We start from the raw sequence: 16,091 nt of genomic DNA on the forward strand, positions 1-16,091 counted from the left end.
GGACGATGGGGTTGCTCAAGGTGGTGGGATGACGACGACTCAGAAGCTCGTCACGTCGGTGGTCTTCACGTCGCAGGCCGTGGTGTTCCATTGCTGGCCGATCTTGGTCGACGCGTTGTGCGTGCGAGTGCCGACGTAGGCGTCGCAGACCGTCGGCGTGCTCTTCACGCCATCGCTCGACAGCTTGTAGTCCTGGATCCGCAGGTTGCGCAGGATCGCCTTGTCGGGCGTCGCATCCGAACCGGTGACGGTGCTGTCCCATTGCACGTTGATGCCGACGATGGTGCTGATGCCGGCACCGGAGGAGCGGGTCACGCGGTCGCTCTGAACGTGCTTGACGGTCAGGCCGTCCATGTCGAGCGTGCGCGGGCCGGCGTTGGTCGAGCAGTCGCCGCAGGTGCGCAGGATCTTGCCCGAGCTGGACAGGCTGCCGTCCGTGTCGACCATGACGGCGGTGAAGTTGCGCACCACCATCTTGGAGTTCTTGGCGTTGTCCTGGAAGAACTTGTCCGGCTTGCCGCCGTCAGCCGTTGCCGAATCGAGGTTCTGATAGGCGGTGCTGTTGGTGATGGTGTAGACCGAACCTTCGCCGTAGTTGCCGGCGGCGTGTTCGCACACTTCGTCCCAGGTCACGTTATCCAGCGTGCAGTTGCCCGACAGGCACGAGATGCCATGACCGCCGCCGCCTGCCGCCACGTGGAGATTTTTGACGGTGGCATTATTGAGCGACAACACGGCGGGCTGCCCTTCGGCATCGCCGTCGCACGACAGACCCAGGGTCTTGCCGCCGCAGTCGACGATTTCGTTGGTGAAGGTCGCACCGGCTACGCACTTGCTGCTGCCGGCGACGCTGGACGAAGAGGATGACGACGACGAGGCCACGCTGCTCGACGACGAAGCGGCGCTGGACGACGAGGACGAGGCCACCGACGAAGAGCTGCTCGAGGATGAACTGCTCGACGCATCAGGCGCGTATGAACACCACACCGAATTGCTCGGCGCCCCCGGGAAATTGGCCAGATCGCAGACCACGCTATTGGTATAGGTGGCGTAGGCGAATACGCCGGCCTTGCCCATGGCCACTTGGCGCGTTCCAGTGAATGTGCACGTGCCCCCCGGCTGTGCACACTTGGTGAAGCCGCTCGGCGCGTCTGACAGCGCGTACGCGGACGTGACGCTGAGAGCGGTAACAAAGCCGATCAACAGTTTGCGAAGCATTGTTTCTCCTTTGATGAGGTGATGCTCCTGCGAGTGACCCACGCGCTGCAATGGATACCAGGCGTGTGCCACGAATCCAGAAGCCGGGGCGGTGGATTGATTGTTAGACAAACCGCCCGGCGCAAGAGTATGTCAATCGAATTCAGACGGTCAATACCAGTCGTGTAGGAAAAAACGCATGGCGCAAAGATGCCAAATAGATTTGATGTATTGCATTGTTGCGCGGCCAAAAGTGCATTCAACCCAATGAAATATAACGTAATGTGGCGTCAATCCTCGAGGTGTGCATGTCCGGGCACGGCATTGTCATCCCTCTCTGCATGGATTGATGATATGCGTGCTGCATTGCGCAATTTGCCCAAATGTTGTCTGGCATGTCGGTGCGCGAAGAAACATGCGCTATGACGGCTGCAATGTGTGGCGCAGATACTACGCCGCGCAAGGAGAACCGATGACGCCCCTTTGCCATGTGTCCTACAGGCGTGCGGTCGCGGGATGGCGATGATGGAAGCGTCGCCGCTGGATGCGTGCGGCTGTCTCGCTAATAGAAGAGGAGAAACGCCATGGACAAATCGATCAAGACGATGACCATCGCCGGCTCACTGGCCGCCTTGCTGACGGTGCCGGCCTTTGCCCAGACCGCCACGGCTCCGAGCAATGCCACATCGGACCCGTATGTTCAGCGTCGCGTCGAGAACAAAGCGGCCAAGGATGAATACAACGCCAAGAAGGACGCCGCAAAGGGCGAGTACAAACAGCAGGTCGATTCCGCCAAGACGCAGTTGAAGACGGAAAAGAAGCAGAACATGGATGAGCTGAAGGCCAACAAGTAACGGCGCTTCCGCGCGAATGAAACGGCCATGCGCAGCGCATGGCCGTTTTTTTTGTGCGCAATCGCAAGGCAATCCGACGGTACGACAAAAAAAAAGGCAGGCCTGATGGCCTGCCTTTGTTGCACGGACGCGGGCGATCAGTTCAGGTCGTCCGACTTCCAGTACTTGCGGCCTGCAGCGGCGGCGCCGACCGCCAGGCCTGTCTTGGTCATGGGATAGATGGTGATCCGGTCTTGCTTGGCTTCTTCGCGCTTGCCGCCAGCGGCCGCTGTTTCGGCCGTGGCGCCGGTGCTGCCGGCCTTGGCGGTGGCTTGCGCGCCGCCCGAGAATTCCCAGCCGGAATTGATGAACTTGTCCAGGGTGGCCTTATCGAGGAAGACCAGCACTTCGCGGTAGTCCTTGATGCCAATGTCCACACCGGCGGAGGCCTGGCCCATGTTCATGAAAGTGTCGTGCTTGGCCTTGTTGTCATGGACAAGTCCGCTGCCGCCTGCGCCGCCGATCAGGAATGAGATCCCGAAGCTGGAAAAGCAGCCGTAGCCGGCCGACGATTCCACTTGCTTGCGCGCCTCGGGCTTGGCCTTGTAGAGCGTAGCCAGGGCCTCGTCGCACATCTTGCGTACTTGGGCTTGCTTCTCGGCTTTGGAAGCGTCGGCGGCCAATACCGGCTGAGCGATCAGCGTCGACATCACAATGGCTGCACAGATGCTGAGTTTGTTCATGGTTTTGTCCTGTAGGCAATGGATGCGTCATGCCGCACGAGAACGCCGATGCGCCTCGGCGGCGGATATCGTCGCTTCGTCCTTCACCCGACGATGATTCATCGTAGTTCACGATTTGGCCGAATTTGATGCTCCGATGGAGTTTGTCCTACGCAGCCTTGTCATCTCCTCGGGCACCGGGCAGGTAATAATGTCGGACCTAACGTTTTCCGACATCGCGGTTCCAATGCCCTTTGACGCCAAGACCTTTCTCCGCAGCCTGACCGAGCAGCCGGGCGTGTATCGCATGATCGGCGCGGACGAAGAGGTGCTCTACGTCGGCAAGGCCAAGAACCTCAAGCGGCGCGTCAGCAATTACTTTCAGAAGACGCCGAGCAGTCCGCGCATCGGTCTGATGGTGCAGCGCGTGGAGCGGGTGGATATCACCGTGGTGCGCTCCGAGGCCGAGGCGCTGATCCTCGAAAACAACCTCATCAAGACGTATCGCCCGCGCTACAACATTCTGTTCCGCGACGATAAGTCGTATCCCTACATTGCCATTTCGGGCGACGATTTCCCGCGTCTCGCCTATTACCGCGGGGCGTTCGAGAAGGGTGTGCGCTATTTCGGACCCTATCCGAACGGCGGTGCCGCGCGCGAAAGCATCCATCTTCTGCAACGCCTGTTCTTGCTCCGTACGTGCGAGAACAGCATGTTTGCCAATCGTTCGCGGCCGTGCCTGCTCTACCAGATCAAACGGTGCACCGCTCCGTGCGTCGGGCATATCGATGCGGAAGGCTATGCCCGCGATGTGCGGCTGGCGACGATGTTCCTGAACGGGCGTCATAACGAGGTTGTCGATCAACTGGCCAACCGGATGCAGGATGCATCCGAGCGCCTGGCCTTCGAGGAGGCTGCCGCGTTTCGTGACCAGATCCGCTCAATCCAGACGATCCTGCACAAGCAGTACGTGGATTCGGGCAAGGACGAGAACGTCGACATCGTCGTTGCTGTCGAGCGCAATGGCACCGTGTGCCTGAACCTCGCCATGGTGCGCGGCGGCCGGCACCTGGGCGACCGGCCGCAGTTTCCGCAGACGGGCGAGGGGTTGGGGGCGGTCGACGCGTTGCTGGCTTTTGTCGAGCAGCACTATCTGGAGCATCCGCTGCCCGAGAAGATCATCGTTGCCGCGGCAGAGCCGGACGATGTGCGTGCCGCGCTGGAGGACTCCGTCGATGCCATGCCGATCGTGGCCCAGGCCCGCTTTGCCGCCGAAAAGGCCTGGGTCGAGATGGCCGAGAACAACGCGCAACTGGCCATTGAAACGCGCGTGCGCGAGACTGGCCGCGCCGGCGCGCAACTCGAAGCGTTGCGGGTGGCGATGGAGCTGGCCGAGCCGATCGAGCGGATCGAGTGCTTCGACATCAGCCACACCATGGGCGAGGCGACGGTGGCGTCATGCGTGGTGTGGGATGACGGGGGGATGAAGAAGTCCGAGTACCGGCGCTTCAACATCGCTGGTATCGAGCCCGGCGACGACTACGCTGCGATGCGTCAGGCGCTCACGCGTCGCTACGAGAGGGTGGCGAGCGGCGAGGGCGTGCGGCCCGACCTGATCCTCATCGACGGCGGCAAGGGCCAACTGGGCGTGGCGCTCGAAGTGCTCACCGAACTGGGACTGGAGTCGATCCGCATGGTGGGCGTGGCCAAGGGCGAGGAGCGCAAGGCCGGCATGGAGCAACTCATCTTTACCGACGGGCGAGAGCCGGTGCGGCTGGGCGGCGAGCACCCCGCGCTGCACCTGATCCAGATCGTGCGCGACGAGGCGCACCGTTTTGCCATTACCGGCCACCGCGCCCGTCGCAACAAGGCGCGCCTGTCATCGAAGCTCGAAGACATCCCCGGAATCGGGCCCACGCGCCGCAAGCGACTCATCGAAACCTTCGGTGGGCTGGCGGGCGTACGGGCAGCAACAGTCGAAGATCTCTGCCGCGTGGAAGGGATCAATCGTAAAATCGCGGAACAGATCTACAACGCACTGCGCTGAGCGGTCCGCAAAAGAACATACGCCATACATGCCCAATAACATTCCCAACGCGCTGACCTGGGCGCGCATCATCATGATCCCGTTCTTCGTGGGGATCCTGTATCTGCCCGATCACGTGCTGGCACCGCACTGGCAGAACCTTATCGCGTGCGTCACCTTCGTGGTGGCTGCCGTTACCGACTGGTTCGACGGCTATCTTGCGCGCGCTTGGGGGCAGACTTCGGCCTTCGGCGCCTTCCTCGATCCGGTCGCCGACAAGCTGATGGTGTGCGCGGCGCTGGTGATCCTGGTGCAGTTGGAGCGGTGCGATGCCATCGTCGCCTTTGTCATCATCGGTCGCGAAATCACCATCTCGGCCCTGCGCGAATGGATGGCCAAGATCGGCGCCGCCAAGAGCGTGGCGGTGTCTTTCGTTGGCAAGCTCAAGACGGCCGCCCAGATGACCGCCATCCCCATGCTGCTGTATCGCGACGACCTGTTTGGTCTGCCGATCCTCAAGATCGGTACGGTGCTGATCTTTGTCGCGGCCGCGCTCACGGTATGGTCGATGGCGTACTACCTGCGCCGCGCGGCGCCCGAGTTGATGCGGCATTCCTGAACGTGCGCTGCATGCGGATGTTGACTTTGTGACCGCATGCATTAAAATGCGCGGCTCCTAACGCGGGAGTAGCTCAGTTGGTAGAGCGCAACCTTGCCAAGGTTGAGGTCGCGAGTTCGAGACTCGTCTCCCGCTCCAGATTCCGAAAGGGAAAGCAGCGCTTTCCCTTTTTAGTTTCAACGGCGCATTCGGCAAACAGCCGAATGTCCGTCGCCAGACGGCGCGATAGCAAAGCGGTTATGCAGTGGATTGCAAATCCATCTAGGTCGGTTCGACTCCGGCTCGCGCCTCCACTCCCTCTTCTCTGAATCAGCCTGGCGTCGGTCGTCGGGAATACGCCTTGCGCATCCGTTTTCGTCGAAGCTTCGGCTTCATGACGGAGACGTGGCATGCCTACCGATGCAGTTCGCGCCGGTTCCAATTGGTTCGGCGATTTGTCCCGCTGGCTCTCTGACCTCACTGGCAAGGCCGGTGCATTCATCGCAGCACTGACCTTCGTACTCGCCTGGGCCGTGAGCGGGCCGATTTTTGGCTTCAGCGATACTTGGCAACTGGTCATCAACACCTCTACGACCATCATCACTTTCCTGATGGTCTTCCTGATGCAGAGCTCGCAGAACCGCGATACGCGGGCACTGCAGATCAAGCTGGATGAATTGATCCGCGCAACGCAAGGCGCCCACAACGCCTTGATGAGCCTGGAAAGCCTCAGCGAAGATGAGCTCGCGGTATTCCAGGACCGCTTCGCCTGCCTCGCCGACAAGGCCAAGCGGGCGCTCAACGCCGGCTTGCGGGATACCGATTCGCCAGAACTCGACGAAAGCGCCAAGGCTTGACAGAGCGCGAAGCCCTTCCGGCAATGCTCCACATTCGACTCCTGCTCCGTTCGGGTTAGCGCTGAGTGCAAGCCGGCGGATAAACGTTTACCTTTCCGGTTTATTCGGGAATTTTCCGCAAGCATTGGAAAAATTTCCGAATCCAGACAAGACAACAATGGAGAAAGACGTGGGCGGAGAAGTTTCAGTCAAACGATTTATCGGTGCAGTGGCGCTATCGGGCGCGATGTCGATGGGCGCGCAGGCGGCCGCACCGGCGGTGATCACCATGGACGGGGCCTACCTGGAGATCGCCCGCGCGCGCATCGCCGAAAAAGCCCCTGAACTGCAGCCGGCGTATGCCAAGCTCATTGGCGATGCCAATGCAGCGCTGTCGATGAAGGCGGAGTCGGTCACCTACAAGAAGATCACACCGCCTTCGGGCGACATGCACGACTACATGAGTCTGGCTCCGTACTGGTGGCCGGACCCATCCAAGCCGGACGGCCTGCCCTACATCCAGAAGGACGGCCAGTTCAATCCTTCGTCCAAGAACGGCGATACCGACTCGGTGCGCATGCAACTGATGTGCCTCGGCGCGCAGACGCTGTCGCTGGCCTATTACTTCTCGGGCGACGCCAAGTACGCCAAGAAGACGGCCGAGGTGATCCGCACCTGGTTCCTCGACCCCAAAACGCGCATGAATCCCAACCTGCGCTATGGCCAAGCCGTGATGGGGCGTGTGGATGGGCGCGGCATCGGCCTGATCGACACGCGCAACATGTGGATGGTGATCGACGCCGTGCAGCTCGTCCAGGCAAGCGGGGAACTGAGCGCGGACGAAGTCTCGCAGATGAAGACCTGGTTCCGGGAGTTCACCAACTGGATGCTCACCAGCGACACCGGCATCGAAGAGTTCAACGCGCACAACAACCACGGCACGTTCTACGACATGCAGGTGGCCAACTACGCACTGTTCTACGGTGACAAGGAACTGGCCAAACGCACGGTCGAGCGGGGCATGGACCTGCGCATCGCCAGCCAGATTTCGATCGAAGGCAAGCAATACGCCGAACTGGAGCGCACCACGCCGTTCCATTACGCGTCCTTCAACCTCGATGCCATGACCAACATCGCCCGCTACGGCGAACAAGTCGGCGTGAAGGTGTGGACGACGCGGGCCAAAACGCGCGGCCTGCGCAATGGGATCGACTACATGGTGCCGTTCTCCAACGGCAGCCAGCCCTGGCCATACAAGGAACTGAAAGAGGCCGAAACCGAACTCATGCTGCCCGTGCTGCTGCGCGCGGAGCGGGCTTACCAAGGCGGCAAGTACGCGGCGGCCGCTGCCGCGTTGCCGGTGCGCAAGCTCGACACGCAGGAGATCATTGCGTTCTCGAAGACCTTGGGCGTCGAGCAGCCGACCACGGTCAACTCGGTCGATCGCCTGATCTGGCCTGTCAAGTAAGCACGTGCGGGGGCACGGGCAGCGTCAGTGCTGTCCGTGCATATCGATGAGCCGTCTGAAGGCGCGCTGCGAATGCAGGTGCGCGATGATCGTGTCCATTTCGCCAGTGCGCACCAGCTCGCCCAGTCGCGAATTGCTCAGCGAATTCAGGAAGGGCCGGTCGACGATATAGAACGGGCCGAGGCGCATCGACGCGCCGCCTTTGACGAAGGCATCGACGTGCATCGCTTGCAGCAGGTCGAGGTGAGCCAGCGAGCTGGCGAATGCCTCGGTAGCCATCCGGTCGGTCTCGTACTGCCGCATGAAGTCGATGACTTCCTGCAGATATGGGCTGGGAGCGCCGTTGGCAAACAACGGTTGTCCGCGGCCCGCCCGGTTGATGCCCGGATGACCGGCGTCGACGCACAGTCGGTTGTCACCTTCGCCTGTCGCGACGAGGGCGAAGGGATAACGCCGGACATACGCCGGGGTGTAGTCGCCGAGCCAGCGTCCATCGGCACTCACGAAATTGTTGGTCTTGTCACGCAGGCCGAGGATCGCGACGGGAAACCAGGATTTTCCGCCCCGCACGAAGACCACCGGATATTCGCTGGACGCCGAAACGAATTCCTGCATGTTGATGCGAACAGCGTTCGTCTGCCGCGCGAAGGAGAACTGGTGTCCGTCTTCTTCGATCCAGATGTCGGCATGCCGTTGGGCGTTGAGCACCACGGGGCGCCGATAGAATAAAGGAAAGCTCATTCGGGAACAGTTGGAGTGTGGCTGTCTGGCCCCTGATTCTGTCTGGCTTTGCTAAACGCCGGAATCAGAGCATTCTGACTAGTAGTGTCGAATTGAGGCAGGAATTCGCCGTCCAATCACTTTTGCCGAAAAACTTTGACTTTCCCGAAATCGATGCTAATATTTCGCTCCTCAGTTCGCTGCGCATCGCAGTGAATTGAAGACTCCAAGCGGGAGTAGCTCAGTTGGTAGAGCGCAACCTTGCCAAGGTTGAGGTCGCGAGTTCGAGACTCGTCTCCCGCTCCAGAATATGCAAAGGGGGAAGGTGAGAGCCTTCCCCCTTTTTGTTTGTTCGCCCATGAGCCTATCCGCACCCGGCGCTTGTCCGCCTGTTCTTCAGCCGGCCGTGGTCAATGGCAGCATCGTCCTGCCGGACTACCAGGGTGGCGGGCTTTTCAATCTTGCCGTTTCGGTGGCGCGGCTCTGCGGCGCGGACACGCCGGGCGACTACGCGGACTTGTCTCTGCCCAATGTCGGCAACGCCAGCAACGCATGGGCGCGGCATGACAGCGTCGTCCTTTTCCTCGTCGACGGCCTGGGCGATGAATTCCTGTCCCGTCATCGCGACATGGCGCCCAACCTGTGGCGCGACCGCGCAACGCGCCTGACTTCAGTCTTTCCCAGTACCACCGCGACCGCCATCACCACGCTGATGACGGCTCGGCCGGCATCCCAGCACGGTCTGCTGGGATGGTTCGTTCGCGAAAGCCACTCGGGCCGGCTCGTGGCGCCCCTGCCGATGCGCTACCGCAACGATGGGCCCGTGGACGATCCAGAGATCGTCCGGCGCATCCTGAGCGAGCCGCCCACGTTCGGACGTGCTCGCCGGCAAGGGCACATCGTCACTCTGCCGTATCTCGCGGGAGGGCCGTATTCCGCGCATCACACGGGCGCGGCGAGCGTGCACCCTTACGCCGATCTGGCGGCGCTGCCGCAGGTCGTCGCCAGTGTGAAGGCTGCCTGCGCGGCACCGCACTTCATCTACTGCTACACGCCTTTGCTCGACGCCATGGGCCACGACCACGGCACGCACTCGCCCGAGGCGCTGGCGGCGTTGGCGCAGGTCGATGCAGCCTATGCCGCCTTGCGGCAGGCCTTGCCGGATTCGCTCATCGTCCTCACCGCCGACCATGGTTTCGTCGATTCGCCACCGGAGCGCAACGTCGACCTCGGCACGCATTCCGCGCTCCATTCCATGCTGGCGGCGCCGCTGTCCGGCGAGGGGCGCTGCGCGTATTGCCACGTCAGGCCAGGCATGGTCGCCGCATTCGGCGAAGCGGCAGAAGCGGCGCTGGGCCGCATCATGCATGTCGTGCCCTCCGCCCAATTGTTCGATGCCGGACTGTTCGGCCCGGGCGAAGAACAGCCCGCACGCGAGCGAGCCGGAGACTGGGCGCTGATCGGGCGTGACGATTGGACGGTCTACGATCGTTTGCCCGGCGAGCGCCGCCATCCCATGCTCGGCGTTCATGGCGGCCTGTCGCCGGCCGAGATGTACGTGCCGCTGGTCCTGAGCGCCTGACACCACACCGGGCTTGCCGACCGCGACCGCTGGTCTTTGTTTCGACCCCAGATGGCGTTTGTGCGCTTTCGATGACTTGTCACATCCGTCCGCTAGGCTACAAAGGATGTTGGGGGCGTCATTACGCAAGGGAGAGCGCGATGAGACTGACTCAAACGGTACAGGGGTGGTGGCGGCCCGGCGCTGGCAAGGTGTCGGAACAGGAACGCGGGGGCTGGTGGAAGACGGCGGGTGTGGAGCCCCTGTTCGCCGTCCCCGAGAGAGTATGGGCAGACCGCGAGGCCGAAGCCGCGCCGGTCGAGCCGATGGAAGCCGACGAATCGCAGCGACGCGCCTGAACGGCGCGCCGTTCAGTGCATGTTTTTCTTGGATGGAGGCACCGGCAGGACCGCGATGCCTTCTTCGAGGAGGGATTTCATTTCATCCGTCGACGCCTGCCCCTTGATGGCGCGATCTTCCGCATCGCCACGCTGGATGCGGCGTGCTTCTTCGGGGAACTGCTCGCCGACGTCTTCGGACTGCGCCGCCACCGCGCGCAACTGATCCATCAGCTTTGCCAGTTCAGGGATCTGCTCGGCCGACTTGGGGCCCTCGTAGCGTTCCATGGCGCGCACGCGCTGCACATGCGGAGCCGAGGGCAGCTTGCGGATTTCGTGGCCGCCGCAGACAGGGCACAGCACCATGCTCGATTCCAGTTGCTTCTCGAAGGCCTCGTGCGAGGCGAACCACCCCTCGAACCGGTGATCCTGTCCGCAGGACAGATTCAAAACAATCACGACAGACACTTTCAACTGCAAAGGCGCGAAGATAACATGCGCCCCCATGTCAGACATCCGGGCAAGCAACAAATTCGGTGACGAGGCGCCGCGCATCCTGCTGGCGCCCATGGAGGGCATGGTCGACGAGATCATGCGCGACGTCCTCACGCGCGCCGCACCTTACGACTGGTGCGTGACCGAGTTCGCCCGCGTTTCGGGCACCTTGCTGCCCGTGCGCTTCTTCAATCGCCTCGTGCCGGAACTGCGCCACGGGTCGCGCACTGCTGCCGGCACGCCCGTGCGCGTGCAACTGCTCGGCTCGGATCCCGAGAGCATGGCCGAGAACGCCGATCGTCTGGCCAGCCTCGCGCCGGCCGGCATCGATCTGAACTTCGGCTGCCCCGCACCGACGGTCAACAAACATCGTGGCGGCGCCGTATTGCTCGACGAACCCGAATTGCTGCACCGGATTGTCTCGGCGCTGAATCGAGCCATCGGCGGACGCGTGCCGCTGACCGCCAAGATGCGCCTGGGCGTGCGCGACACGCATCGTGCCGTGGAGGCCGCACAGGCACTGGCCGACGGCGGCGCCGAGATGCTGGTGGTGCATGCCCGCACCAAGGAAGACGGCTATCGTCCGCCCGCGCATTGGCCGTGGATCGCCCGCATTGCAGAGAGCGTGCGCGTGCCCGTGGTCGCCAACGGCGAAATCTGGACCGTCGATGACTACGAACGCTGTCGCAGTGAAAGCGGCATGCGCGACGTGATGCTCGGACGCGGGGCGGTGGCGGACCCGTTCCTGGTAGAACGCCTGCGCGCCCATCTGGCCGGTACTGAAGTGCGCTCGCCGGATGGTGACTGGAACCGGGTCAAGCCGCTGATCGATACCCACTGGCAAGCGGTGCTGCAGAAGGTCGAGCCGCGCCACGCGCCCGGTCGGCTCAAGCAATGGCTGAATTTGCTGCGCCGTCACTACTCACAGGCCGAAGCCTTGTATGCGCGCGTGCGCCCGCTACGCATGCCGGACGACATCACGCCGTTGCTGGCGCAGGCTTGACGGCCCATGTACGGCAACTCCTACGTCATCCAGAGCGCGCAGACTGGGCCGCACGAAAAGCTCGCCGAGGTCGTGCTCCGCCATCGCGACACCGTATTCCGCAAGCCTGTCGCCGCCCACAGCCGGCACGCGTTCGACGAGGCGATGTCGCATTGGGACGGCCGCGCGCCGATCGTGCTTGATGCCGGCTGCGGCGTGGGCTGGAGCACGTTGAACCTGGCGCGGGAATTTCCCGATCATCTGGTGCTGGGCGTGGACCAATCGTCCGATCGGCTGGCGCGAGGCAAGCCTGAAACGCGCGACAACGCGCATTTCGTGCGCGCTGACCTGGTCGATTTCTGGCGCCTGCTGCATGCCGCCGGCGTGCGCGTGGCGCGCCACTACATCCTGTATCCGAATCCGTGGCCCAAGATCGGACAGTTGACGCGGCGCTGGCACGGCATGGCCGTGTTCCCGACCGTCCTTGCACTGGGCGGCCGGCTCGAATGCCGCAGCAACTGGCAGATATACGCGGAAGAATTCGCTCTGGCCGTCGGCTTGCTGACGGGCGCGACACCTGCCGTCGAACCGTGGAACCCGCGGCACGCCATCACACCATTCGAGCGTAAATATCAGGATTCTGGCCAGCCGCTGTATCGCGTGGTCATTGATCTGCCCTTTGTGCCCATGGCGACGGACACCGTGGCCGCGCTTCAATCCGGGTCGCCATCATGAGCGTCGTAGACAATCCCTGCCAGCAATGCGGCGCCTGCTGCGCCAGTTTTCGCGTGAGCTTTCACCGCTCGCAACTCGACTCTGAACCGGGCGGCTACGTACCTGCTGCGCTGGCGGACGACGAGACTGCTTCGACCTGCCGCATGCGCGGCACAGATCGCTATCCACCACGTTGCGTGGCCTTGGTTGGCAAGGTGGGGGAATCAGTACGCTGCGGCATCTACGAGTTCCGCCCCGATCCATGCCGGGAGTTCGCCGCCCACGGTGTCTATGGCATTGCCAACCGAGCCTGCAACGATGCCCGCGCGCGACATGGGCTGCCTCCGCTGGAAGTCAGCGGGCCGCCCTTGCTGTAATGTCCATGGGCGTAAAAAAACCGGCCGAGGCCGGTTTTTTTACGTTGGAAAAGTCAGGCCAGCGGCGGAATGCGCAACACCTGACCGGGATAGATCTTGTCAGGGTGCGCCAGCATCGGCCGGTTGGCTTCGAAGATGCGGTTGTATTCCGCGCCCTTGCCCTTACCGTAGGCCTTCTCTGCGATCGCCCACAGCGTGTCGCCCTTGACGACCGTATGCCACTGCGATTCTTGCGCAGCCTGCTGCACGGTCATGTTGTCGATGACTTCCTGCACGCCGTTCGTATTGCCGCAGCACAGCACGATCTTCTCGCGCGTGGCTTGATCGGCGGCCTGTCCGGCGACGGTCACCTTCCCCTGCGTCATGTCGGCCTCGAGCGCCAGGCCGTCGGCGCGCAGGTTCATCTTGGTGATGTAATTGAGGATCGACGTCACGGCCAACAGGTTGTCCGCCGCCGCGTCCGTCGTGGCCGGCTTGCTGCCGAAGAGTTTTTCGCCGGCTTCCTTGATGAAACTGAAAATGCCCATGGATAGGTCCTCGCTGGAATGAACGGAATGCGCCGTTCGCGCGAGGAATATAGGGGGCTTCAAGGGATTCTCCGGGAACGGCGGCGGCTTCTGCTGCGGGCCGTCAAGTGTTGGCAAGTCGTGCAGAATTGGCTGACAAAATCGCTCACCAAATCTCCTGCGCAGGTCGGCGGCGACACCTGCCAATCAGGGATCACTCCCTCCTGCGCGCGCGATTTCTCTCACCGGCGCGAACGGATCTCCGCCAGCATTTCCACGAAGCGCCTTTCCGACAGCGGATAAAAGCTCATCACGATGCTGGCCAGTGCGAATGCCGCGGCTGGCATGAGCGTGATCGCCATGCGAATGGCGTTGAGCACTTCGGGGGTCTGCGCTGCTTGGTTCGGTGCGTAGGCCGTGCCGGCGAGCAGGAATGCCGGGATCGAGCCGCCCAGCGCCAGCCCGCATTTGCGCATCAGCGAGTACAGCGAGTAATTGAGACCTTCGAGCCGCATGCCGGTCAGCCATTCGCCATACTCCACCGTGTCCGCTTCCAGCGCCCACATCACCACCATCGCCAGCATCAATCCAGCCGAGCCGACGGCGAGCCAGGCGAAGGTTGCCGCCACGCCGATCGCCGGCGCGAAATACAGGGTGCCGTGTGAGATCGCCGCCAGCGCCATGCCTCCCTGGAAGACGCTTTTCTTGCCAAAGCGCGCGGCCAGCGATGGCCCCGTCAGCACCGAGACAACGGTGCCGAACAGCGTGGTGCTGAGCATGAACGTGATGAAGTGACCCGCGTCGCCCAGCACGTAACGCGTGAAGTACAGCGCCGAGGCGCCGCTCGAACTCGCACCGATCAAGGTGCACAAGGCCGCTACGCACAGCACCTGCAGGGCGCGGTTACGCGTGACCGTGCCGATGCTGTCGCGCAGCGGCGGGCGCGCCACCGTGCGGGCCACGATTTCGCGCGTGCCCGCAAAACAGGCCACATAGAACAGACAGCCGATCGCCGCGAGCGCCAGCGTGAGCCACGTCAGCGTCGTTTGCAGCGCGTCGTGGTGCGTGCCGCGCAGGGCGGGTGCAAGCACGAGCGCCAGCAGGATCATCGTGCTGGTTGCCATCACCGTTCGCGTGGCCGAAAGGCGTGCCCGCTCATGGGGCACCTGCGTCATCACGCCGGCCAGCGATCCATATGGAATATTGGTGAATGAGTAGGCTGTGCCGAGCAGTGCGTAACTGACGTAGGCATAGATGAGTCTGCCTTCGGTGCTCCACGTCGACGGCACGGAGAATACGGCGACATTCAGCAGCAGCAAGGGCACGCCGCCCCACAGCAACCACGGACGGAACCTGCCGTGGCGCGCGTCGAGATGCCCCCGGTCGATGATCCGGCCGGCGACCAGATCCATGAATGCATCGTAGATGCGCACGACCAGCAAGAGCGTGCCGGCCGCCGCCGCGCCGATGCCGGCCACGTCCGTGTAGTAGTGGAGCAGGAACAGCATGCCCATCGAAAACACGAAGTTGTTCGCCATCTCGCCCAGGCCGTAGCCGGCGAGCGCGGTCCATCTGAGCGGGGATGCGTGATGCATGAAGGGCACTTTGTCGATCGATGGTGACGTTGGGTGTGCGACGGGCTATTGCAGCAACTCAGCCTGTGCGGTGCGGAATTCGCGGATGGTCTCCAGCATTGCCTGCACGGCGGGCGACGTGTCATCGCGCCGATACATGCATTGCAGGTCAAATGGGATGCGCTGCGGCTCGGTGTAGGGCAGGAATACAACGTTCTCTATGTGCAGCGATGCCATCGACGCTGGCGCGAAGCCAATGCCGCAGCCGGCGCCGACCAGCGCCAGCACGGTGAGCGAATCATCGGCGCGATGTTGCACCACGGGCGTGTGCCCGAACACCTGGGCCAGGCGTGCCGCCATCGGACTGTCGAAGTTCGCGCCGATGCGCGGCTCGCCGGCGAGGTCAGCGGCGTCCACCGATTCGCGTGTCGCCAGCCGGTGATCCTTGTGCACGGCCACGCACAGGCGCTCGCGGCTGACCAGTTCAAAGGCGAGGTCAGGCTCCTGCGGCAGATAACGATCGAAGGCCACCTGGATGGTGCCTCGCCGCAGCAGTTCGACGAGTTGGTCTTTGCGCACGTTGTGCAAGCAGTATTCCGTGCGCGGGTGTCGCGCGAGAAAGGCAGCCAATACCTTCGGCACGGTATTGAGGATGGCCGAGCCATAGACGCCGACGTCGAGCACGAACGGCTGCGCATCGCAGGCGTGTACGACATTGGTCTTGGCCTGCGCGAGTTCCGCCCGGATGGCGCGGGCGTGGCGCAGCAGGGTCGTCCCGGCCGGTGTGATGTCCATGCCCGCCGTCGTGCGGGTGAACAGCGGCACGCCGACTTCATCTTCGAGCGACTTGATCTGCCGGGTGAGCGCCGGCTGGGTGATATGCAGACGTGTCGCCGCGCGGCCGATGTTGCGCTCTTCGGCGACGGCGATGAAGTACAGAAGCGAGCGAGTTTCCAATTGTCGTGTTCCTTCGCGGCCCACGCCGCCGGCCGAATATCGGTAGTGACCGCTGCACGGTCGATATGGGAAAACCCCCATCAACACTCGGCATGAAGCTCATGCCAATAAGGCATTGGACCTGCATCCAGGTGGGCGGAAGAATGCTGCTACGATGCTAGGATACAAGTTCTGACAAGCGTCTGGC

16 protein-coding genes, 3 tRNA genes and 1 pseudogene are annotated in these 16,091 nt (G+C 62.7%); 13 read left to right on the top strand and 7 right to left on the bottom strand.

Translation table 11 applies throughout. The features are described 5' to 3' along the window. Positions 1-39 precede the first annotated feature (39 nt). Entirely contained in the window at positions 40-1,218 is a 1,179-nt protein-coding gene (locus tag ACDA63_RS01805; protein WP_373661453.1) for a pectate lyase, read from the bottom strand. Positions 1,219-1,781: 563 nt separating this feature from the next. On the opposite strand from ACDA63_RS01805, the gene ACDA63_RS01810 reads away from it, so the two are divergent. Beyond that, positions 1,782-2,051, top strand: a complete 270-nt coding sequence (locus ACDA63_RS01810) for a hypothetical protein (RefSeq protein WP_373661454.1) — start codon at positions 1,782-1,784, stop codon at positions 2,049-2,051. A 137-nt stretch (positions 2,052-2,188) separates the two neighbouring features. Here the strand turns inward: ACDA63_RS01810 and ACDA63_RS01815 are convergent, their stop codons facing one another. Then, on the bottom strand, positions 2,189-2,773 hold the full coding sequence (locus ACDA63_RS01815) for a YSC84-related protein (protein ID WP_373661455.1): 585 nt from the start codon (positions 2,771-2,773) through the stop codon (positions 2,189-2,191). A 226-nt stretch (positions 2,774-2,999) separates the two neighbouring features. Between ACDA63_RS01815 and uvrC the strand changes: the two genes are divergently transcribed. From uvrC to ACDA63_RS01845, 6 genes and pseudogenes are all read left to right on the top strand, one after another. Next, a complete protein-coding gene (gene uvrC / locus ACDA63_RS01820; protein ID WP_373661456.1) occupies positions 3,000-4,799 on the top strand; it encodes an excinuclease ABC subunit UvrC in 1,800 nt (599 codons plus the stop codon). Between the two features lie 28 nt (positions 4,800-4,827). Then, complete coding sequence (gene pgsA / locus ACDA63_RS01825; RefSeq protein WP_373661457.1) at positions 4,828-5,397, top strand: CDP-diacylglycerol--glycerol-3-phosphate 3-phosphatidyltransferase; 570 nt, start codon at positions 4,828-4,830, stop codon at positions 5,395-5,397. A 62-nt stretch (positions 5,398-5,459) separates the two neighbouring features. Further along, positions 5,460-5,535: transfer RNA gene (locus tag ACDA63_RS01830), tRNA-Gly, on the top strand. 81 nt (positions 5,536-5,616) lie between these two features. Beyond that, positions 5,617-5,690 (top strand) — tRNA-Cys (locus ACDA63_RS01835). A 96-nt stretch (positions 5,691-5,786) separates the two neighbouring features. Next, positions 5,787-6,233, top strand: a complete 447-nt coding sequence (locus ACDA63_RS01840; protein ID WP_373661458.1) for a low affinity iron permease family protein — start codon at positions 5,787-5,789, stop codon at positions 6,231-6,233. A 376-nt stretch (positions 6,234-6,609) separates the two neighbouring features. Beyond that, a pseudogene (locus tag ACDA63_RS01845) lies at positions 6,610-7,449 on the top strand (alginate lyase family protein); the annotation flags it as partial. A gap of 255 nt (positions 7,450-7,704) precedes the next feature. On the opposite strand, the gene ACDA63_RS01850 reads toward ACDA63_RS01845, so the two are convergent. Next, entirely contained in the window at positions 7,705-8,421 is a 717-nt protein-coding gene (locus ACDA63_RS01850; RefSeq protein ID WP_373661459.1) for a SapC family protein, read from the bottom strand. A 209-nt stretch (positions 8,422-8,630) separates the two neighbouring features. On the opposite strand from ACDA63_RS01850, the gene ACDA63_RS01855 reads away from it, so the two are divergent. The 3 genes from ACDA63_RS01855 to ACDA63_RS01865 all read left to right on the top strand — a co-directional run bounded on the left by ACDA63_RS01855 (position 8,631) and on the right by ACDA63_RS01865 (position 10,320). Next, a tRNA-Gly gene (locus tag ACDA63_RS01855) sits at positions 8,631-8,706 on the top strand. A 52-nt stretch (positions 8,707-8,758) separates the two neighbouring features. Continuing rightward, entirely contained in the window at positions 8,759-9,982 is a 1,224-nt protein-coding gene (locus tag ACDA63_RS01860; RefSeq protein ID WP_373661460.1) for an alkaline phosphatase family protein, read from the top strand. Between the two features lie 140 nt (positions 9,983-10,122). After that, positions 10,123-10,320 carry a hypothetical protein gene (locus tag ACDA63_RS01865; protein WP_373661461.1) on the top strand — a complete coding sequence of 66 codons (198 nt, stop codon included), beginning with the start codon at positions 10,123-10,125 and terminating at the stop codon, positions 10,318-10,320. A gap of 12 nt (positions 10,321-10,332) precedes the next feature. On the opposite strand, the gene ACDA63_RS01870 is transcribed toward ACDA63_RS01865, so the two are convergent. Further along, positions 10,333-10,893 carry a DUF1178 family protein gene (locus ACDA63_RS01870; RefSeq protein WP_373661462.1) on the bottom strand — a complete coding sequence of 187 codons (561 nt, stop codon included), beginning with the start codon at positions 10,891-10,893 and terminating at the stop codon, positions 10,333-10,335. On the opposite strand from ACDA63_RS01870, the gene ACDA63_RS01875 reads away from it, so the two are divergent. The 3 genes from ACDA63_RS01875 to ACDA63_RS01885 are packed head-to-tail and all read left to right on the top strand — an operon-like array spanning position 10,877 to position 12,867. After that, entirely contained in the window at positions 10,877-11,797 is a 921-nt protein-coding gene (locus ACDA63_RS01875) for a tRNA dihydrouridine synthase (protein WP_373661463.1), read from the top strand. The genes ACDA63_RS01870 and ACDA63_RS01875 overlap by 17 nt on opposite strands. A 6-nt stretch (positions 11,798-11,803) precedes the next feature. Further along, on the top strand, positions 11,804-12,511 hold the full coding sequence (locus tag ACDA63_RS01880; protein ID WP_373661464.1) for a tRNA (guanosine(46)-N(7))-methyltransferase TrmB: 708 nt from the start codon (positions 11,804-11,806) through the stop codon (positions 12,509-12,511). After that, on the top strand, positions 12,508-12,867 hold the full coding sequence (locus tag ACDA63_RS01885; RefSeq protein ID WP_373661465.1) for a YkgJ family cysteine cluster protein: 360 nt from the start codon (positions 12,508-12,510) through the stop codon (positions 12,865-12,867). Before ACDA63_RS01880 ends, ACDA63_RS01885 begins: the two co-directional genes overlap by 4 nt. Before the next feature lie 53 nt (positions 12,868-12,920). On the opposite strand, the gene lysM is transcribed toward ACDA63_RS01885, so the two are convergent. From lysM to ACDA63_RS01900, 3 genes are all read right to left on the bottom strand, one after another. Beyond that, complete coding sequence (lysM, locus tag ACDA63_RS01890; RefSeq protein ID WP_373661466.1) at positions 12,921-13,394, bottom strand: peptidoglycan-binding protein LysM; 474 nt, start codon at positions 13,392-13,394, stop codon at positions 12,921-12,923. A gap of 221 nt (positions 13,395-13,615) precedes the next feature. Beyond that, complete coding sequence (gene uidB / locus ACDA63_RS01895) at positions 13,616-14,968, bottom strand: glucuronide transporter (protein WP_373661467.1); 1,353 nt, start codon at positions 14,966-14,968, stop codon at positions 13,616-13,618. A gap of 45 nt (positions 14,969-15,013) precedes the next feature. Further along, a complete protein-coding gene (locus tag ACDA63_RS01900; protein ID WP_373661468.1) occupies positions 15,014-15,904 on the bottom strand; it encodes a LysR substrate-binding domain-containing protein in 891 nt (296 codons plus the stop codon). Positions 15,905-16,091 lie beyond the last annotated feature (187 nt).

This window comes from Uliginosibacterium sp. sgz301328, from assembly GCF_041807905.1.
GTDB lineage: Bacteria > Pseudomonadota > Gammaproteobacteria > Burkholderiales > Rhodocyclaceae > JBGVSA01.